This is a genomic window from Sporomusa rhizae (assembly GCF_041428845.1).
In the GTDB taxonomy this organism is placed as follows: domain Bacteria; phylum Bacillota; class Negativicutes; order Sporomusales; family Sporomusaceae; genus Sporomusa; species Sporomusa rhizae.
In genome coordinates this window covers 5,419,663-5,444,300 of the sequence record NZ_CP156925.1, presented here as the reverse complement: position 1 = coordinate 5,444,300, position 24,638 = coordinate 5,419,663, and the positions used below count along the sequence as shown (strand labels likewise).

Below are 24,638 nucleotides of genomic sequence, written 5' to 3'. Positions count from 1 at the left end.
ACAATGTCCACAGGAAAAGTCACTAATCCCAGAGTTCAAAAACTAAGAGAGCAGAGTGTTAATGCCGTTCCTCGGTTATCGATTGAGCGGGCTCAGCTAGTAACAGAAGCTTACCAAAATTATGCTGGTACAGTATCTGTTCCGGTATTACGAGCTTTGACTTTCAAGCATCTGATGGAGAACAAAACCATCTGTATCAATGACGGCGAATTGATTGTCGGTGAACGCGGCACTGGCCCGCAAGAAGCTCCTACTTACCCTGAATTGTGCTGCCACACAGTGGAAGACTTCGACGTTGTAGATAAGCGGGAGAAAATTTTCTTCCGTGTAGACGAAGAAACAAAACGCGTTCAACGGGAAGAAATTATTCCTTTTTGGAAAGGTAAAGCCATCAGGGACTTACTGATGGAGCAAATGACTCCCGCGTGGAAAGATTGCTACGAAGCTGGTATTTTCACCGAATTCATGGAACAAAGAGCGCCAGGACATACAGTTGCCGACGGCAAGATATACCACATCGGTTTTCTTGAATTCAAAGCGATGATTGAAAAAAGACTGGCCGGTCTGGATTTTGGGCAAGATCCGGAGGCCTATGACAAGCAAGAACAGCTAAAAGCGATGGTTATTTGCTGTGATGCTCTGATTACTTATGCCAGACGGCATGCTGATAAAGCCAGAGAATTAGCGGCAAAAGAACAAAATTCCGTAAGAAAGCAGGAACTGCTGAAAATCGCCGAGATCTGCGAATACGTTCCGGCTCACGCTCCGCGTACCTTTAGAGAAGCTTTGCAAACCTACTGGTTTGTTCACCTGGGAGTTATCACCGAATTAAATACTTGGGACTCCTTCTGTCCTGGTAAATTGGATATTCATCTCTATCCTTTCTATGCTAGGGACCTGGAAAGTGGATTCTTAACCCAGGATTATGCTAAAGAACTCTTGGGTTGCTTCTGGGTTAAATTCAACAATCAGCCGGCTCCTCCCAAAGTAGGTATTACTCTTCAAGAGAGCGCTACCTACACCGACTTTTGTAACATCAACATCGGTGGCATCAATCCGGATGGCAGCAACGGTGTCAACGATTTGTCCTACCTGCTGTTAGATATGATTCAGGAAATGAAAATTCTCCAGCCGAGCACTAATGTGCAGATCAGCCGGAAAAATCCTGACCAGTTTGTCATTAGAGCTGCTGAAGTTATTCGTGAGGGCATGGGTTTCCCGTCGGTATTTAATACCGACGCCGTACTTGAAGAACTTCTGCGTCAGGGTAAGAGCCTGGAAGACGCCCGGGGCGGCGGCACCAGCGGTTGTGTTGAGGTAGGCTGCTTTGGCAAAGAAGCGTATACCCTGACTGGCTATCTGAACCTTGTTAAGATCCTGGAAATTACCCTTCACAATGGTATAGATCAACGTACCGGCAAAATGCTTGGCATCGAAACAGGCGACCCGACTACATTTGCTTCCTTAGACGAGCTGTTGGCTGCCTTCAAGAAACAAGTTGAGCATTTTGTAAATATTAAAATCAGAGGCAACAACGTTATCGAAGTGCTGTATGCCAAATATATGCCGGCTCCATTTATGTCCGTAGTGATTGAAGACTGCATCACGAACGGCAAGGACTACAACGCTGGTGGCGCCAGATACAATTCCCGCTATATTCAAGGCGTAGGTATCGGCAGTATCGCTGACTGCCTGTCGGCTATTGAATATCATGTTTACGACAAAAAGCGAATGTCGATGAGTGAACTACTTAACGTATTAAAAGCCAATTTTGAAAGTCATGAAATTGTTCGTCAGCTGTTCCTTAATAAAACTCCTAAATATGGTAATGATGATGACTATGCCGACACCATCATGACCAAAGTATTCGAGATTTTTTATGAGATTGTAAATGGTCGCAAGACCCCGACCGGCAGTACCTACCGGATTGAAATGCTGCCGACAACCTGTCACGTATATTTCGGCTCTGTCATCGGCGCAACTCCGGATGGACGCAAAGCCGGACGTCCTCTTTCCGAAGGAATCTCTCCCGTTCAGGGCGCAGATAAAAACGGGCCTACCGCTGTTATCAAATCCGCGGCCAAAATGGATCAATTAAGAACAGGCGGCGCATTGCTTAATCAAAAATTCTCCCCGTCGGTAGTAGCCGATGAAGACGGTCTGAGAAAAATGAAAGACCTGATCCGGGCGTACTTCAAACTGGATGGACACCACGTTCAATTTAACATTGTAGATGCCGTTAGTCTACGGAAAGCGCAACAAAATCCTGATGAGTACAGCAACTTAATTGTTCGGGTAGCTGGCTACAGCGATTACTTTAACAACCTGACCAAAGCTTTACAGGATGAAATCATCGAGAGAACCGAACATCAAAGCTTCTAATTATTACACTACTATTTTAACCAGAGGGTCTTGTGCATGCTGGTGGCCAAAGACTCAAAATCTCCGGCGATTGTTCCCTAGGTACCGGTAGAGCTTATAAAGGAATTGCAATTCTACCGAAAAAATCGGTGAGGCTATCTACCTGTGACCAATCTGCTATTTGGCTTCCGACATGGCGAATATTGCGAATGCGAACTAGAAATTGATGATATTTCTGGTAAATTATCATCAATTTCACTATAATAATAAAAGTAGCAAATTAGCCTGGGAGTGAGATGTATTTAGATGACAGAACACGCGTGGATAGCTTTACTTGTTTTTGTTTTTGTGTATGCAATTATTATATCTGAGAAAATTCATAGAACCAAAATAGCCTTACTTGGCGCTGTCGCAGTAATTTTCTTAAAAATTATGACCCAGGAGCAGGCCATAGCCATAGTTGATTTTAATACTTTAGGACTCCTTATCGGCATGATGATTATTGTGTCGATTACCCGCAAGACCGGACTATTTCAGTATCTGGCAATAAAATCGGCTAAAATGGTTAAGGGTAATCCGGTTCAGATTTTAATAGTGTTTTTCTGGCTTACAGCAGTTGCCTCGGCCTTTCTGGATAATGTAACAACAGTACTTTTGTTTACCAGTATTATTTTTGCGATAACCGATGTACTTGAAGTAAACCCGGTTCCCTTTCTGATTTCCGAAATACTCGCTTCCAATATCGGTGGTACCGCTACCCTTATTGGTGATCCGCCCAATATTATGATTGGTGGCGCTACCGGTTTGGGCTTCAATGATTTTATTATGAATTTGACATTCCCTATCGTACTGGTAGGTATTGCTACCTGCTGGTTATTAGTTCTCTTTTATAGAAAAGATTTGCGAGTGGGTGAGGATAAGCAGCTCAAGGTTATGGAACTTAAAGAAGAAGAAAGCCTTACTGATGTCAGTCTTCTGAAAAAGTCACTGGCCGTATTAGGCGTAGTAATGCTGGGATTCGTTCTTCACCAAATGCTGCATTTTCAATCCGCTACTATTGCCATGGGCGGTGCAGCTTTGTTGCTATTGGTGAGTGGTATTGAGCCGGAAGAGATTTTCAATGAAGTCGAATGGAATACGATTTTCTTCTTTATCGGATTATTTATTCTGGTAGGTGGTTTGGAAGTAACCGGCATTATCAAAATGGTAGCCAAATGGTCGTTAGATGTTACCAGTGGCAATGTTGTGCTTATGCATTTCCTGATTTTATGGCTTTCCGCTATTGGATCGGCATTTGTTGATAATATTCCGTTTGTGGCAACAATGATTCCATTAATTAAATCTATGGCCGAGCTTGGTCATATGGATGTTACTTCGCTGTGGTGGACACTGTCGCTGGGAGCCTGTCTGGGCGGAAACGGCACAATTATCGGCGCTTCGGCCAATGTTGTCGTATCCAGTATTGCGGCAGCTAAAGGCAGACCAATATCTTTTGGCTACTATTTCAAAATAGCATTTCCCTTGATGCTTGTATCGGTTATAATCTGTAATATTTATATTTATTTGGCTTACTTGCGGTAAAATGAATCAAAAAAACAAGGGCCTGAATCTGATAATTGTCAGATCCAGGCCCTGTGTTTTTTTGCAAGCAAAAGTATGTCTATGCGGGAAATCCAATAGGTTTTATTTCCGCATGTGCAGTTTATGAACTTTTAGCTGCCAGAGAAATAGTTTTTAACGAAGGAGAAGAAATTGCTAGTATTATCCAAAAGACCATCTGCTTAGGCAGATGGTCTTTTCTCTTAATAGCGGCGTGCCCCAATATAATGTTCAGTGTAATAAGTTTCAGATAAAGAGTTAATCGTTACTTGTTTGGCAGCCGAGCTGGCATGGATAAACTTGCCGTCACCCATGTAGAAACCTACGTGAGAAGCACCCGGCTTGTAGGTGGTGAAGAACACCATGTCGCCTACCTGGAGATTCGCTTTGTCAACAGGCGTACCTTGGCTGAATTGCTCAGCCGCAGTGCGGAGAATGTTAATTCCATTTTCACGCATTACGTACTGGGTAAAGCCGGAGCAGTCCCAGCCGGTTGGGGTGTCGCCGCCCCATACATAGGGAACTCCCATATATTTTTGGGCTGTTTTAACAATTTGAGCTCCTTTGCTGCTGTTATTCTCAGTGGTTTTGGAGTCTGTTATGGAACCTATAATGGAGGCAATGCTGGGAGTCTTGGAGGTATTGGCGGTATTAGAACTATCGGAGTTACTAAGAACTTTACCTAAGAGGAGCGCCAGCAAAATGTTAAGCAAGCTACTGGAACCACCACTGCTTTGTTGCGAGGAAGAAGAACCGGTAAGATCAGTAAGAGAAAACGCCTGCGCAGGTGCGGCAGGGAAAAATAGCGTAGTAAAGAAGGTGAAGAGAAGAACTACGGCTATGTTATTGATATAGCGCTTCATATACGCCCTCCTTGTTGTGTGAGTTATGGACTACCCGTACATAATAACATAGTAAAATAATTATGTAAACAATATAAATTTGGCATTACAGGATGAAAAGACCCCATCTCGATAGCCATGCTATCGAAGATGAGGTCTTGAATGGCGGTATTCATTTATTAATCTAAACTCTGCAGTACTAAGCCGGCGGTAGCAACATTGGTAGCTACCGGAATGTTATGGACATCGCAGATTCTAAGGAGAGCTGTAATATCCGGCTCATGCGGTTGAGCTGTCAGTGGGTCACGCAGGAAAATGACTGCAGAAACTTCCTGGCAAGCTATGCGGGCACCAATCTGCTGGTCGCCGCCGAGCGGGCCGGACAGGTAGGTGGTAATAGGAAGGCCGGCTTTTTCTTTGACAATTTTGCCGGTAGTTGCAGTGGCAATTAAATCGTAATTGCGTAATTGTTCTTTATGATCAAGGACGAATGTAAGCATTTCTTCTTTTTTGCGGTCATGGGCGATAAGAGCAACAGTTTTTTTCACAAAATTCACCTCTTTGCATTCAATCTTTGTACCCATAATATCATAAAGCGTATTTATAGGAAATAAAGCTGCGGATTTTTAATGTTTATTTAATAAAATACAAAGGCAATAAGCTATTGACTTTGTTGGGGGCAACTGGTAATATATGAAAAAATACAGTATACAAGTTTACACTTTTTTTAAGCGGAAGTGTGTCTAGGGTTCCGGCAGTCATGCGTCTGGTCCAAGCGGCACAGGGCCCATTGGGTCACACCGTGGGTATAAAAAACCCCAGCGGAAAGTTCCTGTTAAGGACTTTTTGCGGGTTTTTTTGTTTTTATCCTGAGAGAAAGTATAACTTTCACCTGGATAAGAGCAATATCGGCTTCCGCTTTCGCCAAGGCTCGACGCAAGCCGTGTTTTTTTATAGGAGGAAGGGGAATAGGACAATGATTAGCTATTGGAACAAGCCTGCGGAAACCATGGAGCGGGCAGAGATGACTCAGCTTCAGACCGGACGACTTAAAGAAATTGTTGCCAGACTATACCGCCAGCAGCCGTTTTACCGTTCCAAAATGCAGGCCGAAGGTTTACTGCCTGAGGATGTTAATACGCTAGAGGATATTACCAAACTGCCGTTTACTACAAAGCAAGATATGCGTGATAACTACCCCTATGGACTGTTTACCGTACCCATGTCTGAAATTGTGCGGGTTCATGCCTCCAGTGGCACAACCGGCAGACCTACAGTTGTTGGCTATACGAAGCGGGATATTGGCATTTGGTCAGAGGTTGCGGCCAGAGCGTTGGTATCCGCAGGTTTGAGTAAACAGTCCTGTATTCAGATAGCCTATGGTTACGGACTATTCACCGGGGGGCTGGGAATCCATTATGGCGCTGAACTCTTAGGTGCGTCGGTTATTCCCATATCCAGCGGCAATACGGCAAGGCAAATTAACCTTATGAAGGACTTTGGCACTACGGCGCTGGCTTGTACGCCTTCTTATGCGTTATATATCGCCGAGGCCATGCGGGAGATGGGCGTAGAACCTAAAGACACTTCGCTGAAGGTCGGTATTTTCGGTGCCGAACCTTGGTCTGAGCGTATGCGGCAGGAAATTGAGGCTCAGCTCGAAATTAAAGCGATTGATATCTATGGCTTAAGTGAAATCATTGGACCGGGGGTAGCGGTTGAGTGTCCGGTACAAGACGGTTTGCATATCAATGAAGACCATTTCTACCCGGAAATTATCAACCCGCTTACCGGAGAAGTACTGCCTGACGGTGAAAAAGGGGAATTGGTAATTTCGACCCTTACCAAGGAAGGTATGCCTATGATTAGGTACCGTACCCGCGACTTAACCGTATTGCATAGAGAAAAATGTGACTGTGGCCGGACACTGGTGCGAATGAGCAAAGTGCTAGGCCGCAGCGACGATATGCTTATTATTCGTGGTGTTAACGTATTCCCGTCTCAAGTGGAAAGCGTACTTCTTAGCTTTGGCGAAACCTCGCCGCATTATCAACTCATCGTTGACCGTAAAGACAACCTGGATCAGTTGACGGTACTTATTGAAGTGACAGATGCGATGTTCTCTGACGAAGTGCGGGGATTAGAAGTGCTGGAAGCCAAAATTAAAGCAGAATTAGCCAGTGTGCTTAATGTATCAGCCACCGTTCGCCTCGTTGGCTCCAAAACGATAGAAAGAAGTGAAGGTAAGGCCAAGCGGGTAGTGGATAGAAGGAATCTTTAATTACCGGAATGTTAATATGCAGAATTTGCTGGTTGGAGCAATCCGGGAGCTAAAACTATTTGCCTGTGCCAGGGCTAAAGTTTGGCCAGCTGCCGGTTAGCGGAATAAAAAATAAATCAGTATCTAAGGAGGGGCAGCATGGTTATTCATCAATTGTCGGTATTTGTTGAAAATCAGCCTGGAAAATTGGCTGAAGTCCTGGGTGTACTTCATGAGCATAGCATTAATATTCGGGCTATGGCCGTAGCCGATACGGCCGACTTCGGTATTTTAAGAATTATTGTGAATGAACCGGAAAAGGTTCAGCATATACTTAGAGGAGCAGGGCTTACTGTTAAGGCAACACCGGTTCTCAGCGTTGTCCTCAACGATCAGCCGGGAAGCTTATTTGAAAAAGTAAGCAAATTAAGTTCTGCCGGTGTAAATATTGAATATGTATATGCCTTTGCCGCTAATTCTACGGAGATTGCGCGAGTTGTATTGAAAGTAGATAATTTGAGTTTGGCGGAACGCCTCATCAATGGCCAAGGAACCGAGAATAAGCCGTATCAGGATGATAATGATAACGTTCCTGATTTTTACTGGTAATACAGAGAAGAATAGGGTATCTGAAAATAAGATAAAAAAATCCTCTTGACAAAGTACGAAGGTACTGGCATAATGTATACACAGTTACATAACGCGTAAGGAAGTGCGTCTAGGGTTCCGCTGGTTAACAGGTCTGGGCCGAGCGACGCAGAATACAGCAGCCGCTGTATTACACCGTGAGTATAAAAGGCTCTGCGGAAAGTTTCTTACTTTTTATTAAGTAAAAACTTTCTGTGGAGCCTTTTTTGTGTATCTTTCCTAATAGAAAACAGAGAACAGGTAATGACTGGGATAAAAACTTATTATCCTGTGCAGAGAGCCGGTGGTTGGTGCGAACCGGTACAGTGATATAAGTCCTGCTCACCCAGGAACTCTTTGTTGAAATGCATATTGTATGCTGTAAACAATATGCACTAGGCAATAGCGGAGCTGGCCGTTATCCGGTAGTCACGATATTTCGTGGCGCAACAAGCCCAAAGTAGGGTGGTACCGCGCAATCCGCGCCCCTATGGACAGATGAAAATCTGCCATAGGGGCGTTTTCTATTTATTAAATTAGGAAGAGCACCACGGTAAGAAACTAAAAAAGTGGAGGTGGTAGTTGTGCAGTCTAATGTTCTGTCAGTATTAGTACACAATCAGCCGGGGGTGTTGGTACGAGTGGCTGGCATGTTTTCACGGCGGGGGTTTAATATTGACAGTCTGACTGTAGGTGTTACTCAAAACCCTGAGTTTTCACGAATTACAGTAGCTGTCAACGGCAATCAGGCGTTTATTGATCAAGTAAAAAAGCAGATTGAGAAGCTGGTGGAAGTAGTGGCTGTACAAATTCTGCCGCTTGATCATTCGGTGGTGCGGGGGATGGCGCTTATTAAAGTTAAGGCCGGCGAAAACCGCGCCGAAATCTTAAAACTTGCCGAGGTATTTAGAGCCAATGTTATCGATATTTCCGGCAGCAGTGTCACGCTGGAAGTAACCGGCGAAGACAGTAAGCTGAATGCCTTAACCGAGGTTTTGGCACCTTACGGACTTTTGGAAACCATCCAGACCGGCCTTGTAGCGCTGGAACGGGGTGAAAATACAATTTATCAATATGAGGAGAGATTAAATTATGAGCAAAATGTATTATGAACAAGACGCCCGCTGGGAGCTTATTAAAGGAAAAACTGTTGCAATTATTGGTTATGGCAGCCAGGGGCATGCCCATGCGTTAAACTTAAAAGACAGCGGGATTAAGGTTATTGTTGGTCTTCACGCAGGCAGCAAATCAGCAGCAAAAGCGCGTGAAGCAGGACTTACTGTTACTGATGTGGCCCAGGCAGTTGCCCAGGCCGACATTACCATGATTCTGATTCCTGATGAAAAACAAGCAAAAGTATATGCTGAGCAAGTTGCCCCCAATTTGAAGCCGGGTTCAGCGCTGGCATTTGCCCACGGTTTTAATATTCATTTCGGTCAAATTGTGCCGCCGGAAAACGTAGACGTTTTTATGGTTGCTCCCAAGGGACCGGGACACCTTGTGCGCCGGGTATATACCGAAGGCAAAGGCGTACCCTGCCTGATGGCTGTTCATCAGGATTACAACGGCAACACGCAGGATTTGGCGCTGGCATATGCCAAAGGTATTGGCGGTGCCCGTGCCGGTGTACTTGTTACAACCTTCAAAGATGAAACCGAATCCGACCTCTTTGGTGAGCAAGCCGTACTCTGTGGTGGCGTAACCGAACTCATCAAAGCCGGTTTTGATACATTGGTGGAAGCAGGTTATGAGCCGGAAATCGCCTACTTCGAGTGTATGCACGAAATGAAGCTTATTGTTGACCTGATGTATGAAGGCGGTATGGCCCGTATGCGTTACTCGGTCAGCGATACCGCCGAATACGGTGACTATGTGACGGGTTCACGCATTATTACCGAGCAAACCCGTGCGGAAATGAAAAAAGTTCTGGCTGAGATTCAAAACGGTACCTTTGCCCGCAACTGGATCTTAGAGAATCAGGCCAACCGTCCGATGTTTGGTGCTAAACGCCGTCAGGAAGCCAACCACAAGATTGAAGTTGTCGGCAAAGAACTGCGCGGGATGATGTCCTGGCTGCAAAAGTAATATAAGTAAAGCAAACTAATCTTCAGGTGGGGAGTGCCCCACCTGAAGTAATAAATGGATTAAATATAATGGAAAGCGAGGTAATGACAATGGAAACTCGGAGAATTCAAATATTCGACACTACCCTCCGGGATGGCGAACAAACGCCGGGAGTTAGTTTACAAACAGAAGAAAAGGTGGAGATTGCCCTAGCTCTAGCAAAGCTGCAAGTTGATGTCATTGAAGCCGGGTTTCCGGTCGCCTCGCCAGGAGATTTTGAGGCTGTAAGCCAGATCGCCGCCAAAGTAAAAGGTCCGGCCATTGCTGGTTTGGCTCGCGCTGGTGAAAAAGATATTGCGACAGCTTATCAAGCGGTGAGAAAGGCCGAAAGGCCGCGAATTCACACCTTTATCGCCACGAGTGATATTCACTTGCAGCACAAACTCAAGATGTCCCGGCCTGAACTTTTGGAGCGAGCTGAGCAGGCGGTGCGCTATGCTAAAACTTTGGTAAACGATGTGGAGTTTTCGGCCGAAGATGCTTCCCGTTCTGATTGGGACTTTCTGTGCCAGGTGTATACCAGGGCTATTGCCGCCGGTGCCTCTGTTATCAATGTTCCTGATACCGTTGGCTATACTACTCCGATAGAGTTTGGAGCACTGATTACCTATATCCGGGAACACGTACCCAACATTGGCCAGGCAGTTATTAGCGTGCATTGCCATGATGACTTGGGAATGGCGGTGGCCAACTCACTGGCGGCTGTGGCTGCCGGAGCCGGTCAAGTAGAGTGTACTATTAACGGTTTGGGAGAGCGGGCCGGTAACGCTTCGTTGGAGGAATTAGTCATGGCTCTGCATACCCGCCGTGAATTCTACCGGGCGATGCCTAACATTGCTACTCCGCAAATTTACCGGACATCACGTCTTGTCAGTACATTGACCGGAATTGCCGTACCTCCGAACAAGGCAGTTGTGGGTGACAATGCCTTTGCCCATGAATCAGGTATTCACCAGCACGGCGTACTCAATAATCCACTTACTTATGAGATTATGAGCCCCGAAGCAGTGGGCATCAGCCGCAACGCTATTGTGCTTGGCAAACATTCCGGGCGGCATGCTTTTGACGAGCGTCTTAAGCACTTGGGTTATGAACTGGATGCCGATACAATTACTACTTTGTTTGCTAAATTTAAGGATTTGGCTGACCGCAAAAAGATGGTATTCGATAAAGATATTGAGGCGCTTATTGTGGAAAAGGCTTCCGTGCGGCCGGAATGGTATACTCTTATTTATCATCATGTGAGTAGTGGCAATCAGACCTTGGCAACTGCTTCGGTACAACTGAAAACCAGTGTCGGCATCAGTGAAGCAGCCAGTTGCGGCGATGGCCCGGTTGATGCAGCCTTTAAAGCGATTGAACAGGCGGTTGGTTTTCCTATCGGTCTCAAGGACTACCAGTTAAAGGCCGTAACGGCAGGCGAAGATGCTCTGGGGGAAGCAACTGTCTGGATTGAACGTGATGGCCGAACCTTTAGTGGCCGGGGTCTGTCTACCGACGTAATTGAAGCAAGCGCCAAAGCCTATGTTAATGCAATTAATAAGATGCTGGCTGTCTGCGGATTTCCCGCAGTGGAGCAGGCGGCAGGGAGGTAACTTTTTATGGCAAGACCTATGACTATGACTGAAAAAATATTTGCAGCCCATGCCGGCCTTAAGGACGTTCAACCCGGCCAGCTTATTAAAGCCAAGCTTGATGTAGTGCTGGGCAATGATATTACCGCTCCGCCAGCCATTAAGGAATTTGAGCAGATTACTGATACCGTGTTTGACAAAGATAAAATTGTTCTGGTGCCGGACCATTTTACGCCTAACAAGGATATCAAGTCTGCCGAAATGGCTAAGACTGTGCGTGAATTTGCCAGGAAACACAACATAACCCATTATTTTGAAGTCGGACGCATGGGCATTGAGCATGTGCTGTTGCCGGAGCAGGGATTGGTGGCTCCTGGTGAAGTTATTATCGGCGCCGATTCTCATACTTGTACTTATGGAGCAGTTGGCGCTTTTGCCACAGGTGTTGGTTCTACGGACATGGCTTGCGCCATGGCGACAGGCGAGACTTGGTTTAAGGTGCCTGCCAGCATTAAGGTAAAACTCATAGGTAAACTGGCAAAATGGGTAACGGGCAAGGATGTAATACTTAAACTTATTGGTCTTATCGGCGTCGACGGCGCCCGTTATCAGTCGCTGGAGTTTTGCGGCGAGGGGGTAGCTGACCTTACTATGACCGACAGGCTGACAATCGCTAATATGGCGATTGAGGCCGGGGCAAAAAACGGCATTTTTCCGGTGGATAGTGTCACTGAAAATTATCTTCAAGATCGGGTTAAAAAAGCTTACACGACGGTGGCCGCAGACCCTGATGCCGAATATGTGCGTATGGTTACCATTGATCTAAGTAAGTTGACACCGGTTGTGGCGTTACCGCATTTGCCAGAAAATGTATGGCCGGTGAATGAGGTTGATTTTACTCCTATTAATCAAGTAGTCATTGGCTCCTGTACTAACGGGCGGATTGAGGATTTGGCGCAGGCTGCCAGCATTTTGGCAGGACGCCAGGTTCACAAGGATGTCCGGGCAATCGTCATTCCCGGCAGCCAGGAGGTATATCTTGAGGCTGTAAAGCTAGGTTATGTTGAGACTTTTATTAAGGCCGGAGCGGTTGTCAGTACGCCGACTTGCGGGCCTTGTCTGGGCGGCCATATGGGGATTTTGGCTAAAGGGGAACGGGCGGTAGCTACCACCAACCGCAATTTCCGCGGCCGTATGGGGCACGTAGACAGTGAAGTATATTTGGCCAGTCCGTTGGTGGCGGCGGCCAGCGCAGTATTAGGCCGAATTGCCGGGCCGGAGGAGGTAGGAGCATGAGATTTACCGGAAAAACATGGCGCTATGGCGACAACGTAGATACAGATGTAATTATTCCGGCCAGGTATTTAAATACTGCCAATATGCAGGAACTGGCGGCGCATGCCATGGAAGATATTGATCCGACGTTTGCCGGCAAGGTACAGCAAGGCGATATTATTGTAGCTGGTAAAAACTTTGGCTGCGGTTCCTCACGGGAACATGCACCGGGTGCCCTTAAGGCGGCAGGCGTAGCCTGCGTCGTGGCCGAGAGCTTTGCCCGCATTTTTTACCGGAATGCCATAAATATCGGACTGCCGCTCATCGAGCTGGGGGTGGGTTCGATTGCTATTAATGCCGGGGACAATTTGGCGGTTGACTTGGATGCCGGGGTAGCTGAGAACCTTGCCACTGGCGAGAAGTTTGTCGTACCGCCGTTGCCAGGATTTATCCAGGAGATCGCAGAGGCCGGTGGTTTAGTCAGTTATACACGCCGGCAACTGGCTTCCCGGAATGAGGGAGGTCGATCGCTGTGAGTAATAAACATATAGTAATAATTCCCGGAGATGGGATTGGTGTTGAGATTACTGCCGCTGCCCTCAATGTGGCCAAGGCGGCTGCTGATAAATGCGGATTTAGTTTTAGTTACGAAATCAGGCAGGCCGGTGGCGCCGCATTAGATAAATTTGGTGTGCCGCTGCCGGAAGCTACAATTGCAGCGTGCCGTCAGGCGGATGGTGTATTATTAGGAGCGGTTGGCGGTCCTGAGTGGGATCATGTGGCTCCTGAACTTAGAGCCGAAAAGGCAATTTTGGGGCTGCGCAAGGAGCTGGGCTTGTATGCCAATTTGCGACCTATAAAAGTCTTTCCGGCATTAGCCGGGCAGTCACCATTAAAACCCGAGCTAGTCAGTTCTGTGGATATTCTCATTGTGCGTGAACTGAACGGCGGCATCTATTATGGCGATAAAAAGGAAGCTGCCATAATTGACGGCGTAGAAAAAGCCTCTGACACCGAGGTTTACAGCCGTCCGGAGATTGAGCGCATTGTGCGCATGGCTTGCCGGGCAGCCGCCGGACGTCGCGGCAGGGTCATGTCGGTCGATAAAGCTAATGTGCTGGCCGCGTCCCGCTTATGGCGTAAAGTGGCTGTTGAAGTTGCGCAGGAGTTTCCACAAATTGAATTAACCCATATGTATGTAGATAACTGTGCGATGCAGTTAGTGCTTAATCCGGGTAGTTTTGACGTGCTTGTTACAAGTAATCTATTCGGAGATATTTTAAGTGATGAAGCGGCCGTACTGTCAGGGTCTATCGGTCTTTTGCCTTCGGCCAGCCTGGGAGATGGAACCGGTCTGTATGAGCCGATTCACGGTTCGGCTCCCGATATTGCCGGCAAGGGGATTGCGAACCCACTGGGAACTATCTTATCAGCGGCCATGCTGTTTAGGTACTCTCTCGGCAATTCTCAGGCAGCATCTATGATGGAACAGGCTGTAGAGCAAGTTTTGGCAGACGGATACCGCACTCAAGATATTTATCAGCAAGCCTTTACCAAGGTGTCGACGGAAGCAATGGGGCAGCAGGTAATTGCAAGATTGGGGTGAACAGTATGCGCATGACAGGAGCACAAGCCATTGTTGAGTGTTTGGCTAAAGAAGGCGTAGATACAGTTTTCGGGTATCCAGGCGGCACCATTCTCCCATTGTATGATGCGCTGCACGGTTTGCCTGTCCGCCATGTGCTGACTGTACATGAACAGGGGGCTGCCCATGCCGCTGACGGCTATGCCCGAGCCAGTGGTAAAGTAGGAGTTTGTATTGCTACCTCCGGGCCGGGAGCTACTAATCTAGTTACCGGTTTGGCTAATGCTTTTATGGATTCTATACCGGTTGTTGCCATTACCGGTCAAGTTCCGACAAACTTAATTGGTCGTGATGCCTTCCAGGAAATTGATATTTCCGGGATCACCATGCCTATTACCAAACACAATTTCATAATTAAAGATAGCAGCAAGCTAACCGAAATAATCCGCAGGGCATTTGCTATTGCCCGTTCGGGCAGGCCTGGTCCGGTGCTTATCGATATACCGCGCGATGTCCAGTCCGATGTATATAACTTTACGGACTTAGAGTCCGAAAACATTGGGCAAAGGTTAGTCAGGCAGTCGCCCAATTTGCCCGAACTGATCACAAAAGCGGCAGCTGCTATCAGCGCCGCTGAGCGGCCAGTTATTATCGCCGGGGGCGGCTGTATTAATGCCAACGCCAGTCAGACGCTCACTGCGTTTGCCGAGCGATGCGGATTGCCTGTTGTTACAACCCTGATGGGTATTGGCACTTTACCGGGAAATCACCCCAATTTGTTGGGAATGACCGGGCTGCACGGGCTTAAGGCAGCCAATCACGCCGTGCACGGTGCCGATGTGCTTATTGTTACCGGCAGCCGGTTTAATGATCGGGTGACCGGTGACCGGGCTCGCTATGCCGATGGCAAAACCATTATTCATATTGATATTGATCCGGCGGAAGTACATAAGAATGTAGCCGCCTCTGTGCCGCTCGTTGGTGAAATGAACACCATTCTGAACGAACTGAGCCAGGCTGTTGTTCCCGGAAACATGGCCGCCTGGTGGGAAACAATCAGACACTGGCAGGCATTGTACGGCATAGTTGCTGACAGTACCAAGCTGGAAGCAGCCGGGGTTATGGGCGAACTTAACCGGCAGCTGGACGGACACGACATTATCTATGTTACTGATGTTGGCCAGCACCAGATGTGGGCGGCGCAGAATTTAAAGGTTAGCGGCCCGCGGGGGTTTCTGACTTCCGGGGGATTAGGCACAATGGGGTTTGGTCTGCCGGCGGCTGTGGGTGCACAAATGGCCAGACCGGACAAACGGATTATTCATATTGTTGGTGACGGATCGCTTAAAATGACCGGTTGTGAACTGTACACCGTAGCTGCCGAGCAGCTGCCAATTATCTCCATTGTGATCAATAATAACAGTTTAGGTATGGTCAGGCAGCTGCAGCATTGCTTCTTTGACAAACGGTACTCCGCTTCTTTGCTGCCAACGCCTATGGACTTTTCGGTTTTCGCCGCCGCGTTTGGCATTCCGGCGGCGGTGGCGAATACGCAAGCAGAATTCAGTCAAGCGCTGACGGCGGCAATAGAGCGCCAAGGAGCGTCATTGCTTGTCGTCAATATCGATACGGAAGATTTAGTTACACCCATGATTGCTCCGGGCGGGGCGATGGATAGTTACATTGATTTAGAGTAAAAGAGTCTATCAAGTAGAAGAAGCATAGTTTGCCTGTGGCAAAACTATGCTTCTTCTATTATAGACAAAAACCGCTTTCAAGCCATGCGGCAAGGAAGCGGTTTTTCACTGTCACCCCAGGCCCGGCGAAAGCGGTGTTTTCTTTTGTAATGGGAAAGCTAAAGACAAACCCTGTATGCGGTGGTATGATATATACGGTTGCATATATTTGGAAAGGATGTCGCTATGAATACTAGCATAGTCCGGGCGGAAAGCCTTGGTAAAAAATACGGCAATTTTCAGGCACTTAACGGTATTTCCTTTACGATTGAAGCCGGGCAGTGCTTTGGTTTCTTAGGTCATAACGGTGCAGGCAAAACAACTACTATGCGTATGATGTACGGAATGTCAACTGTGGAAGAAGGAAAGCTGTGGCTGTTTGATGAACCCATTAGACTAACGCCGCCTGCCCTGAAAGCCAGATTGGGAGTAGTGCCGCAGGAAGACAATCTGGATGTGGAACTGACTGTTATAGAAAACCTCGAGACTTTTGGCTGGATTTTTGGATTAAGCCGGGAAGAATCCCGGGTAAGGGCAAAAGAGCTGCTGTCATTTATGGGGCTGGAGGATAAAGCGAATAACAATGTGGAAAGTCTTTCAGGCGGACTTAAACGGCGATTGGTCATTGCCCGGGCGCTTATTAACCAGCCAGAACTGGTTATTTTGGACGAACCGACTACCGGACTTGACCCACAGGCCAGACATTTGGTCTGGCAGAAGCTTAGAAGTCTTAAAGCCAACGGAGTTACGCTGGTTCTGACTACACATTATATGGAGGAAGCCGTCCAACTTTGTGACAAATTGGTTATTATGCATGAGGGGATTATTTTGGCTGAAGGCAGTCCGCAGCAACTTATTGAGAAATATGTCCCGCCCTACGCTATTGAAGTCCATTTACCTTTGGCCGAACTGCCGGCGGGTTTAGAGGATAAGGTGACAGAGTGGGGCGGACAGATCGTCCAGGTAGTAGACGGTTTGTTTTTATACGCTGCTGATGGTGAAGCGTTGTGGCAAAATCTTGATAGCTGGGGACTGCCGAGACATGCTTGTTTGTTAAGGCCGGCTAACTTGGAAGATGTGTTTTTAAAACTTACCGGTACAGGGGGCGAAAAGTAATGGCGGCCCTAAGACTTTTTTTTCGTCATATCGCGGTATTCAAAAAGACATGGTATACCAGTATTATGTTTAATTTCTTTGAGCCGATGTTTTACCTTACCGCCATGGGATATGGGTTAGGCAGCTTTGTCCAGGATATTGACGGCTTGGCGTATATTCAGTACATTGCGCCGGGGATGGTGGCTTCATCGGCGATGTTCGCCGCTTCTTTTGAATGTACTTACGGCAGTTTTGTCAGACTTTATTATCAAAAGCTATTTCAGGCCATGCTGGCAGGACCAACTACCGTACGGGATATTGTTGCCGGTGATATTTTGTATGCTACCTTTAAAAGCATGCTGTTTGGGGTTGTTATTCTAACGGTTATTACTGCTTTGGGACAAGTGCAGTCCTGGTGGGCACTCTTGATTCCTTTGTTTCTTATTATCCCGGGGCTGACATTTTCGCTCCTGGCGATATGCTGTACCGGTATTGCTCTTACTATTGATAATTTTAACTACTATGTAACTTTGTTTTTGACACCCTCTTATTTATTTTCCGGCGTTTTTTTTCCGATACATTCTATGCCCAGCTGGGCTCAGGTTGCAGCGTGGATTAATCCCATTTATCATAGTGTGGAAGTGTGCCGGGCTTTGGCTCTGGGCAACATTGCCCCCGGCCTGCTTGTGCATGCCGGGGTGCTCGGATTACTTGCGGTATTGTTAATGCCGTTAGCCGTTAAGCTGATGACAAAGCGGTTGGTTATGTGATACATTTTTTTGTCGGCGTAATATAAATGCCGCCAACTTACGGGTGTAAGCTGGCGGCTATGTAACCTTCCCCGGCGAAGCCGGGGCTTATATTAACGGCCCATAAGGCGAAGGCGCCGGTTCGGGATTCTCAGACGGTCGATTTTAGGAAGCGTGTCTGAGACAAAGGTAATTCTGCCGCAGGTACGGCAATGAGTAGTACCATACATAGTATGCTCTAAATCGGTTTCAGGACATCCGGTGATAGAATGCCAAAACCAGCGTATAATAGCCATTGTCTCAACCCCTTTACTATAGTTTGCCTTTTTATTTTACTGTTTGTTGCCGTCAATAGCAAAGACCCGCTAGGACCGCGGGTTTGCATCAGAGCATCTTGGGGGCATTTTTGTCGATTTTAGTCGCTTATTCTTATGAATAGACCGGATAGGTAGATGATCTCAAAAAATGGATATTAAATTGGTACTTACATCCAAATTACTTCAGACCTAGACCAAGAAGGTGATAGTTTGCGTTCTAATAATTATAAAGCGTTGCTGGCCTTAGCTGCCGCTGCCGCCGGATTCTTACTTAGCTATCCTTACCAGTACAATTTTTGGGGTGGTTTGCTGCATAGCGGCTTTGCTGCCGCAATGGTCGGCGGATTGGCTGACTGGTATGCAGTGACAGCGCTATTCCGCCAGCCATTTTCCTTATCTAATAAGCCAGGAATTATTCCCAAAAACCGTGAGCGCATTTTTAAAGCTATTGTAACGATGGTTGAAGATGAAATTATGACTGCCGCGACGATTAAGGAGACTCTGACAAAAGCGGGAATGGTCCGATTGGTACTTGGTTACGCCGGCAGGGCTGAAGCCAGACACCAATTGTATACTGTCGTAGGTAATTTAGCTAGAGAGACTGCCAGCACTATGGAGGCCACGAAACTGTCAACAGCGCTGAAAATACTGTTGACAGCCAATAAGGACAAAGTAAAAATAGCGCCGTTGGTTGGGCAAGCTTTGGAGTGGGCGATAAAAAGCGGGTTTGCCGATAAAGTAATTGATTTGGTTATATCTGAGATAAGACGTATGGCTGGCGAAAAGTATATGTTACGACTCATTGCTGCAATATACAGCCGCGCCCTTAGCGCTTACTCTGCCAGACAAAATCAACGTAAACTGGTAGGCTGGGTTATGGAAAACCTGCTTAATATTGATCCGCTGATGGTTGCAGCCAGTATCCAGGATAAGATTATTGTTAGTTTGGAGGAGCTTTATAATGCTAACCATCCATTGCGGCAGCGGTTGCTGGCCTGGGTAAGCCAGTTTGCCGAGCGTTTGAGTACAGATGCTGCACATGCGGCTAAGGCGGAAGCCGAGTTAAGTCCGCTGCTGGCAGTACTGGTTGAACGGCTGGCGGAAGTGCCTCTCTCCCAGCGAGATATGATCGTAGGGGGTACAAAATGGGCTATTAAGCGCGTTATTAAGCTGGCGGATGAATTTGTCGAGGATCCGGCCAGACAGGCTAAGATAGACGCTTATCTGACCGATAAGCTGGCAGAATGGGTTAGTCAAAACCATAGTGAAATTGGCCGGATTGTTACAGAGTATCTGGAACGGTTTAGTAATGAGGATTTGGTAATCTACATAGAAGACAAGGTAAAAAACGATCTCCAGATGATTCGAATTAATGGTACCGTAGTCGGTGGTTTTGTGGGAATGATCTTGTTTTTAATTACCAGTCTAGCAGGGGGGAGACCATGAAAACTGCTATGAGACGGGCCAATATTGTGCTTAGCGTTGCGGCCGGTTTGTTTGTGGCTGCCTTACTACTAAAACAAATATATCCTTTTCATTGGCTGGCATCCGCTTTTTTAACAGTGACGGAAGCCAGTCTGGCCGGTGGAGTTGCCGATTGGTTCGCCGTTACGGCGTTGTTTCGCCGTCCGCTGGGTTTTCCCTATCATACAGCGCTTATTCCGCGGAACCGGGAGCGGATTATCCGGGCTTTGGCCCATGCTGTTGAACAGGATTTTTTGAATAAACAAGCTATTAAGGAACGTCTTCAACAGGTGCAGTTTATAAATAAGCTGCTTACCTATGCCGAAGGTTATGAAATGAACTCAATAATCCGGACAACGGTGGATAAACTGGTTGCGGAAATTGCGGAAAATATCGAACCGGAAGTTGTCGGCCGTTATGGAGACAGGATTCTCAAACTTGTGCTCAAACGCCAGCTGGTAGCGCCGGAAGCAGCGGAAATGTTTTGCTGGCTTTTACAACAAGGCCGGGCTGGTGAATTTTATACCGCAGTTCATCATGAAATTTCTGGCATAGTCCGGCAAGATAAGACCAGAAACGCCATTTTGTCCTATTTAGAACAGATAAAACAAGAGACAGCCCAGAAGAATTGGCTGTCTTCGTTCCTCACCGGGTTTATGGAGACAATTGATGCGATTAACCTGGAAGACGCAGCGACGGCGTTGCACCAAGAATTAATTAAAACTGTGGATGATCTAGAAGCAACTGACAGCACGTTAAGGTTGTGGTTTCAGGAAGAACTCCAGGGTATGGCGGTGAAGCTTGAAACACCGGAATGGGAACAGAGTATAGATACTTGGAAAAACGGGTTACTTAATCGGGTTGACCTTGTAGAGACCCTTACCCTGTTAGCGAACAACTTGCAAGAAACGCTTATGCAGCCTTCAGACTTCAGAAGCAATGCCGTGGAGTGGGTGGCCGAACAGGTAGAAAGCTATTGGCTGCGGTTCAAAGAAAGTGCTGAATTGCAAAACCAAGCCGAAGAATACATAAAAAACTTATTGGTTGTGATGCTGGACCAGGAACATCATCTTGTCGGCGATGTGGCCAGCCATGCGTTAAGTAAGCTTTCGGATGAAGATCTTAATGCATTTATTGAAGATAAAGCAGGTCATGATCTTGACTGGATTCGCGTTAATGGTGTGGTTGTCGGTGGTTTAGCAGGAGTAGGGCTTGTAGCTATTCGTCTATTATTTTAATAAACCTTTCCACAAGATGCGGGTCGAACTGGGTGCCCGCATTTTTTTTCAATTCAACGATGGCTTCCGCGGTCGGGAGGGCTTTGCGGTAAGGGCGGTCGCTAGTCATAGCGTCAAATGCATCAACAATTGAGATAATCTGGCAAGCCAGTGGAATGTCTTTACCCTGCAGACCTAAAGGGTATCCCTTACCATCCCAGCGTTCATGGTGTTTCCAAATCCAGTCGGCAATTGGGATAAGCTCAGGAACGTTCTCCGCAATGCTTTTGCCGATAACCGGGTGGCGCTGCATTTCCAAATACTCTTCAGGAGTAAGTTTTTCAGGCTTATTTAGTATTCTATCAGGTATACCTACTTTGCCTAAATCATGAAATCTTCCTAATAGTTTTAAATCATTAATGAGGTGTTCAGGCAGAGTTAGTGCTCTGGCCAGAGTAGCGGTCAACTTTTGCATCCTATAGGCATGATTGCCTGTGACCTTGTCACGCGCTTCGAGAGCCTTAATAAGGGCTTTGACCATTGCGCAGCGAATGCTTTGGTTGTGATGTAATTTTTCCCGGAACATATTATTTTCTGCCTCGGAAAGGACCTCTTTAATTGAACTATTACTGCTGGTTATTGCAAATCCTGTGGAGAGACTCAGCGGCACAGCGGGGGAGGAGTTATTGAAGGCGGTAACTTGACCGGCGATGTTTTGGGCAATGGTTACCAAATCAGTTGGCGATACTTTACCGGCAATAACGGCAAACTCGTCGCCGCAAATACGAAAAACTTGGCAGTTCTCCTTTCTGAAGGCAGCGACACCCTGACTAATGGCAGCGGCGGCGGCCATTAGTATTTTATTGCCGACGTCATGTCCTAAGGTATCGTTTACGAATTTAAGTCCGTCTATGTCGCAAATGACAATTCCGACTGTGGTAGAAAGGTTCCTAATAGTATCTTCAAAACTGGTTCGGTTATATAAACTGGTAAGGGGATCGTGGCAGCTTAAAAACTGAAGAGCCTGATTTGTTTTGTTAAGTTCGATAGTGCTTTTTTCTACCTGGTGTTCAAGTTGGGCTTGGACTTGTCTGAGCTCTTCTTCTCGCGCCAGTGACTGCTCCTGCGTGTTTCGCAGCGTGACTAGCATTTCATTAAAGTGATTGGCTAGACTGGTCAGCTCATCGTGGTGGCCTGCTGGTATACGGACATTCAGGTTTCCCTTGAGACGAATTTCCTTCATTACCTGCCTGGCTCTTGCCAAGCGGGTTAAAATGCCTTTTTCCAGAAAGACCAGGAGTAAGCAGGTAAAAATAATACTTGTAAAAAGAAGTGAAACTGCTAAATATAAGAGGGTTTTCTGACCTTGATGAACCATTGTTCGCGGCATGGTTATGGTGAATAGTACGGATGGTTTGCCGTCGATACCTTGAATAGTGTCAGATCCAGCAGTCAATTGTTCGTCTAGAGTTTTTACAGTACCGCCGGGTGGGAGGTAGGAGTCGCCAGTTGTTTGGCTAATCGGTGAAAAGCTTACTGGCAATTGGGTAATCCTTTGAACCCGCGCAAGGCTGGCGGTGTCTAATTCGCGTCCGATAATCAAAACTCCTCTGTTTTGGCCGGGTCCATCGCTGGGGATAACCGGTCTGGACGCTAACAAAGTTGGGCCCTCGGGCAGCCATATAGCGCCTTTTATGCCGTGGGCGGGACCAGTGTAATTAGTTAAGGAAGGGTTTTGGCGGATGAATTCAAGGATACTTGGCGGTACCGATATTTCTTTATTTTTGGGTAGGTCGAAGGCTTTGGCGAATACAATTTTTCCGGTTGCGTCAGCATAGGCAATAAAGCTGATGTTACGCTTAGAAAATATGGCGTTACCTAATTGGAGACCACTATCTTCAGGATTGCCTGTGTCGAAAAATTTATGGCTATCGTACCGGGCCGCGTAATCTTGGGTGATAATATCAACTTCATCTAGTTCAAGCATGAGTGCATGTGCAGTCCTGGCGACATTTTCTTTGACAAGACGTTCTTCGAGCGTAACGAAGCCGACCAGTAAAATTTCCTTAGAAGTAAGGTATTGAACAAATAATAGTAATAGCATGGTTAAACCACTAACGATTATCGCTTTAGTGCGTAAGCTCACTCTACTCCTCTCCTATAAAAAAATATGTATTATATCTTATGGAATGTAGACGTAAAGAGTTACAATTGCTAAGCGAAATTCAAGATAAAAGACAACTCCCGTGCCTTTTTTAGGAACGGGAGTTGTTTTTTATTATTATAAGCGTAAGGAGGCTTCGGCAGCCAGTGGTGAGCGTTCGCATTCATCATAATTGAGTGTTACCTGAAAACACAATTTACTGCCTTTCATTTTTTCGGCGGCGTAGACTAACCCATTCGTGCGGCTGTCAAGGAAGGGATGATCGATTTGTTCGGGGTCACCGAGCAAAATAATTTTGGTGCCTAGGCCCGGGCGGGTGATAACTCCTTTGGCTTGACGCGGAGTAGAATTTTGCATTTCATCGAGGATAATCCAGTACTTCTGCAGAGATCGGCCGCGTTGATAGGCCAGGGCCTCAGTCTGAATAATGCGTTTATCAAACAGCATCTGCACAGTGTCTTCGGCTTGTTCAATTTCTTTGGGCTCAGTCATATTGTGCCCTGACATGAGAGTAAACAAGTTATCCCGGATGGCTCGCATATAGGGGTCAATTTTGTCTTGCTCGGAGCCCGGCAAATAACCAAGGTCTTCATCCATGGGAACATTGGGTCGGCAGATGAGCAAATGATGATAAGCACGGGGGCGGCAGTCAAGGTGATTATAAAGGCCGACAGCCAGGGAATAGAAGGTTTTAGCCGTACCTGCCGGTCCCTTAATAATAACAAGCGGCGCTTCTTCCGCGCTGAGCATCAGGCATTCTTGCATAAAGACTTGCCCGACATTGCGTGGTGAAACGCCGAAAGGGTTGCGGCTTCGGTATCTCAGGTGCACAACTTTTTGACCATCAAAGCGCCCGAGAGCGGTATGACGGTCTTTATCTGTGGAACGAATGACCAGAAACTGATTGGTTACTAACTCAATGGGAATCATACTATGGGTAGTTTCATCAAACACACGGAGGTGATCGGGGTCAAGATACTTGCTGTCATCCTGGTGGAATGCATCAATTGTGACTGACGGGGTGTATACTATGGCTCGCCCGGTATATTGTTCTTCCACGCAGGCAACTTTTTCGTTACGGAAATCTTCGGCTTGGATGCCTAAAATAGCGGCTTTTACCCGCATATTGGTATCGCGGCTGACTAAAATAGTGTGCAGACTGTCCTCGGATAAGCCTTTGCACACTTGCAGAATGCGATTATCTGGTTTGATTTTGTCCCAGTAGGGCGGCATCAGCGTTTCCAAGTGATTAGCCTCGATGCGCACAAGTCCGCCATGGTCATTTAGTGGTACACCGGCTAAGAGATTGCCTTGTGCCCGGAAGTTGTCAATCATCCGGCTGACGAGACGGCTGTTGGCGCCGCGTTCACTGGTTTCAGATTTGAACTTGTCAAGTTCTTCCAAAACTACTTCGGGAATGATAACGGTGTGTTCGTTGAAAGCAGTAATTGCATAGGGAGAGTGTAACAACACGTTGGTGTCTAACACGTAATACTTATTCAAAAAGCAATCCCCCTTTAATAGCTTATAGCCTTAAAATCAGCGATAAATGGATTTGCGGTGTTGCCTATATATAAATTGTACTGGCGCTTGGGCGGGAGTATGTTATCAATTTATTAAATTGAGGTTAATTTCTAAAACAGGCGGCG

20 protein-coding genes are annotated in these 24,638 nt (G+C 46.8%); 15 read left to right on the top strand and 5 right to left on the bottom strand.

The genetic code is table 11. The annotated features are described in order from the left end of the window. Positions 1-3: 3 nt before the first annotated feature. Both hypD and SRRS_RS25410 read left to right on the top strand, forming a co-directional pair. Positions 4-2,382 (top strand): trans-4-hydroxy-L-proline dehydratase, encoded by a 2,379-nt coding sequence (hypD, locus tag SRRS_RS25415; RefSeq protein ID WP_371364362.1) that lies wholly within the window; start codon positions 4-6, stop codon positions 2,380-2,382. Positions 2,383-2,667: 285 nt separating this feature from the next. Continuing rightward, on the top strand, positions 2,668-3,942 hold the full coding sequence (locus SRRS_RS25410; protein ID WP_371364360.1) for a sodium:proton antiporter: 1,275 nt from the start codon (positions 2,668-2,670) through the stop codon (positions 3,940-3,942). A 221-nt stretch (positions 3,943-4,163) separates the two neighbouring features. Here SRRS_RS25410 and SRRS_RS25405 read toward each other — a convergent pair whose 3' ends face one another. Both SRRS_RS25405 and mgsA read right to left on the bottom strand, forming a co-directional pair. Then, entirely contained in the window at positions 4,164-4,823 is a 660-nt protein-coding gene (locus SRRS_RS25405) for a C40 family peptidase (RefSeq protein WP_371364358.1), read from the bottom strand. Between the two features lie 158 nt (positions 4,824-4,981). Continuing rightward, positions 4,982-5,386, bottom strand: a complete 405-nt coding sequence (mgsA, locus tag SRRS_RS25400) for a methylglyoxal synthase (protein ID WP_371364356.1) — start codon at positions 5,384-5,386, stop codon at positions 4,982-4,984. 392 nt (positions 5,387-5,778) lie between these two features. Between mgsA and SRRS_RS25395 the strand changes: the two genes are divergently transcribed. From SRRS_RS25395 to SRRS_RS25345, 11 genes are all read left to right on the top strand, one after another. Next, complete coding sequence (locus tag SRRS_RS25395) at positions 5,779-7,083, top strand: phenylacetate--CoA ligase family protein (protein WP_371364355.1); 1,305 nt, start codon at positions 5,779-5,781, stop codon at positions 7,081-7,083. Positions 7,084-7,221: 138 nt separating this feature from the next. After that, the gene (locus SRRS_RS25390) at positions 7,222-7,671 is read left to right on the top strand and encodes an ACT domain-containing protein (RefSeq protein WP_371364353.1); all 450 of its coding nucleotides are present in this window, start codon (positions 7,222-7,224) and stop codon (positions 7,669-7,671) included. Between the two features lie 602 nt (positions 7,672-8,273). Next, positions 8,274-8,801, top strand: coding sequence for an acetolactate synthase small subunit (gene ilvN / locus SRRS_RS25385; protein WP_371364351.1), 528 nt, complete (start codon positions 8,274-8,276; stop codon positions 8,799-8,801). Continuing rightward, a complete protein-coding gene (gene ilvC / locus SRRS_RS25380) occupies positions 8,782-9,774 on the top strand; it encodes a ketol-acid reductoisomerase (RefSeq protein WP_371364349.1) in 993 nt (330 codons plus the stop codon). The genes ilvN and ilvC overlap by 20 nt, the downstream gene beginning before the upstream one ends. 89 nt (positions 9,775-9,863) lie before the next feature. After that, a complete protein-coding gene (locus SRRS_RS25375) occupies positions 9,864-11,408 on the top strand; it encodes a 2-isopropylmalate synthase (protein ID WP_371364347.1) in 1,545 nt (514 codons plus the stop codon). A 6-nt stretch (positions 11,409-11,414) separates the two neighbouring features. Continuing rightward, a complete protein-coding gene (gene leuC / locus SRRS_RS25370) occupies positions 11,415-12,683 on the top strand; it encodes a 3-isopropylmalate dehydratase large subunit (protein WP_371364345.1) in 1,269 nt (422 codons plus the stop codon). Continuing rightward, positions 12,680-13,198 (top strand): 3-isopropylmalate dehydratase small subunit, encoded by a 519-nt coding sequence (locus SRRS_RS25365; RefSeq protein WP_371364343.1) that lies wholly within the window; start codon positions 12,680-12,682, stop codon positions 13,196-13,198. Before leuC ends, SRRS_RS25365 begins: the two co-directional genes overlap by 4 nt. After that, complete coding sequence (leuB, locus tag SRRS_RS25360) at positions 13,195-14,268, top strand: 3-isopropylmalate dehydrogenase (protein WP_371364341.1); 1,074 nt, start codon at positions 13,195-13,197, stop codon at positions 14,266-14,268. The genes SRRS_RS25365 and leuB overlap by 4 nt, the downstream gene beginning before the upstream one ends. 11 nt (positions 14,269-14,279) lie before the next feature. Then, complete coding sequence (gene ilvB / locus SRRS_RS25355) at positions 14,280-15,944, top strand: biosynthetic-type acetolactate synthase large subunit (RefSeq protein ID WP_371369924.1); 1,665 nt, start codon at positions 14,280-14,282, stop codon at positions 15,942-15,944. A gap of 225 nt (positions 15,945-16,169) precedes the next feature. Further along, positions 16,170-17,099 (top strand): ABC transporter ATP-binding protein, encoded by a 930-nt coding sequence (locus SRRS_RS25350; RefSeq protein WP_371364339.1) that lies wholly within the window; start codon positions 16,170-16,172, stop codon positions 17,097-17,099. After that, positions 17,099-17,848 carry an ABC transporter permease gene (locus SRRS_RS25345; protein WP_371364337.1) on the top strand — a complete coding sequence of 250 codons (750 nt, stop codon included), beginning with the start codon at positions 17,099-17,101 and terminating at the stop codon, positions 17,846-17,848. Before SRRS_RS25350 ends, SRRS_RS25345 begins: the two co-directional genes overlap by 1 nt. A 92-nt stretch (positions 17,849-17,940) precedes the next feature. Here SRRS_RS25345 and SRRS_RS25340 read toward each other — a convergent pair whose 3' ends face one another. Next, entirely contained in the window at positions 17,941-18,123 is a 183-nt protein-coding gene (locus SRRS_RS25340) for a hypothetical protein (protein WP_371364336.1), read from the bottom strand. A gap of 231 nt (positions 18,124-18,354) precedes the next feature. Between SRRS_RS25340 and SRRS_RS25335 the strand changes: the two genes are divergently transcribed. Both SRRS_RS25335 and SRRS_RS25330 read left to right on the top strand, forming a co-directional pair. Next, positions 18,355-19,590 (top strand): DUF445 domain-containing protein, encoded by a 1,236-nt coding sequence (locus SRRS_RS25335; RefSeq protein ID WP_371364334.1) that lies wholly within the window; start codon positions 18,355-18,357, stop codon positions 19,588-19,590. Further along, positions 19,587-20,846: a DUF445 domain-containing protein gene (locus SRRS_RS25330; protein WP_371364332.1), complete on the top strand. Its 1,260-nt coding sequence runs from the start codon at positions 19,587-19,589 to the stop codon at positions 20,844-20,846. The genes SRRS_RS25335 and SRRS_RS25330 overlap by 4 nt, the downstream gene beginning before the upstream one ends. Here the strand turns inward: SRRS_RS25330 and SRRS_RS25325 are convergent. Together SRRS_RS25325 and SRRS_RS25320 are read right to left on the bottom strand one after the other, a co-directional pair. After that, positions 20,827-22,971: an HD domain-containing phosphohydrolase gene (locus SRRS_RS25325; protein ID WP_371364331.1), complete on the bottom strand. Its 2,145-nt coding sequence runs from the start codon at positions 22,969-22,971 to the stop codon at positions 20,827-20,829. The genes SRRS_RS25330 and SRRS_RS25325 overlap by 20 nt on opposite strands. A gap of 135 nt (positions 22,972-23,106) precedes the next feature. Continuing rightward, on the bottom strand, positions 23,107-24,492 hold the full coding sequence (locus tag SRRS_RS25320) for a PhoH family protein (protein WP_371364329.1): 1,386 nt from the start codon (positions 24,490-24,492) through the stop codon (positions 23,107-23,109). Positions 24,493-24,638 lie beyond the last annotated feature (146 nt).

What these genes read in the sequence shown, in the direction of transcription:
- SRRS_RS25410 (WP_371364360.1), top strand. Translation starts at nt 2,668, where the DNA reads ATGACAGAACACGCGTGGATAGCTTTACTTGTTTTTGTTTTTGTGTAT.
- SRRS_RS25405 (WP_371364358.1), bottom strand. Translation starts at nt 4,823, where the DNA reads ATGAAGCGCTATATCAATAACATAGCCGTAGTTCTTCTCTTCACCTTC.
- SRRS_RS25395 (WP_371364355.1), top strand. Translation starts at nt 5,779, where the DNA reads ATGATTAGCTATTGGAACAAGCCTGCGGAAACCATGGAGCGGGCAGAG.
- ilvC (WP_371364349.1), top strand. Translation starts at nt 8,782, where the DNA reads ATGAGCAAAATGTATTATGAACAAGACGCCCGCTGGGAGCTTATTAAA.
- SRRS_RS25330 (WP_371364332.1), top strand. Translation starts at nt 19,587, where the DNA reads ATGAAAACTGCTATGAGACGGGCCAATATTGTGCTTAGCGTTGCGGCC.
- SRRS_RS25375 (WP_371364347.1), top strand. Translation starts at nt 9,864, where the DNA reads ATGGAAACTCGGAGAATTCAAATATTCGACACTACCCTCCGGGATGGC.
- SRRS_RS25340 (WP_371364336.1), bottom strand. Translation starts at nt 18,123, where the DNA reads ATGGCTATTATACGCTGGTTTTGGCATTCTATCACCGGATGTCCTGAA.
- ilvB (WP_371369924.1), top strand. Translation starts at nt 14,280, where the DNA reads ATGACAGGAGCACAAGCCATTGTTGAGTGTTTGGCTAAAGAAGGCGTA.
- leuC (WP_371364345.1), top strand. Translation starts at nt 11,415, where the DNA reads ATGGCAAGACCTATGACTATGACTGAAAAAATATTTGCAGCCCATGCC.
- SRRS_RS25345 (WP_371364337.1), top strand. Translation starts at nt 17,099, where the DNA reads ATGGCGGCCCTAAGACTTTTTTTTCGTCATATCGCGGTATTCAAAAAG.
- SRRS_RS25350 (WP_371364339.1), top strand. Translation starts at nt 16,170, where the DNA reads ATGAATACTAGCATAGTCCGGGCGGAAAGCCTTGGTAAAAAATACGGC.
- hypD (WP_371364362.1), top strand. Translation starts at nt 4, where the DNA reads ATGTCCACAGGAAAAGTCACTAATCCCAGAGTTCAAAAACTAAGAGAG.
- SRRS_RS25390 (WP_371364353.1), top strand. Translation starts at nt 7,222, where the DNA reads ATGGTTATTCATCAATTGTCGGTATTTGTTGAAAATCAGCCTGGAAAA.
- SRRS_RS25365 (WP_371364343.1), top strand. Translation starts at nt 12,680, where the DNA reads ATGAGATTTACCGGAAAAACATGGCGCTATGGCGACAACGTAGATACA.
- mgsA (WP_371364356.1), bottom strand. Translation starts at nt 5,386, where the DNA reads ATGGGTACAAAGATTGAATGCAAAGAGGTGAATTTTGTGAAAAAAACT.